We start from the raw sequence: 767 nt of genomic DNA, 5'->3' as shown, positions 1-767 counted from the left end.
GAAATGATGAACGAGATTTATCGTTTTGACATTTCCGCAGACACTGTCCATAAACTCACCAATCAAGTCGCGGATGAAATCAGCCTTGAAGAGATCACTCCTACTTCTCAAGAAATATCTAAAATCATAGAAGATATCTCGGAGGAAAACTATCGAAGGCCAGTTCTGGTCTTTTCTGCTGACGGCGCCATGGTCCCAATAAGGACAGAAGACAAGGGGCAACCTCATCATTGGCGGGAAGCTAAAGGAATCCGTGGATACCTGCTCGACAAGGATAAGATCGTTCACCTGTTAAGCTGGCATCAAATCAGCAATATTACTGAATTTCGAGGATTCCTTGCCGAGTTAAGAGACAAGGATATTATTCCGCAGGATAAAGTTCGCCTGTGTTTTGTAGGTGATGGAGCCGATTGGATATGGGACTGCGTCAAAGAATATTTCCCAACCTGCCGCCAAGTCCTTGATTATTTCCACTGCTCGGAACACCTCCACGATTTTGCCAAGCATCAGTTTGCTGGGTCGAAAAAAGGGGATGAGTGGATAGAGCAAACCAAGGTCCGGCTCTTTCACAACAATGCCTCTCATGTCATCGCTGGCTTGAAAAGAATGAAATGCAAGACAGCCACTGCGGAAACAGAGAGAACTAAGTTGGTAAACTACCTGACAAAGAACAAAGGCAGAATCGAGTATGGTCGTTTGCGGCGAGGTGGGTACCCGCTTGGCAGTGGAGCGATTGAGAGTGCCAATAAGTTCATCAGCAATATTCG

At 45.9% G+C, this 767-nt stretch carries 1 pseudogene; it reads left to right on the top strand.

Annotated elements, in window-relative coordinates:
- Positions 1–767, top strand: a pseudogene (locus tag JWJ90_RS22820) (ISKra4 family transposase); the annotation flags it as partial.

It is taken from the genome of Desulfobulbus rhabdoformis (assembly GCF_016919065.1).
Taxonomy (GTDB): domain Bacteria; phylum Desulfobacterota; class Desulfobulbia; order Desulfobulbales; family Desulfobulbaceae; genus Desulfobulbus; species Desulfobulbus rhabdoformis.
The sequence above is the reverse complement of the archived record's forward strand: the minus strand, read 5'-3'. Positions and strand labels throughout refer to the sequence as shown.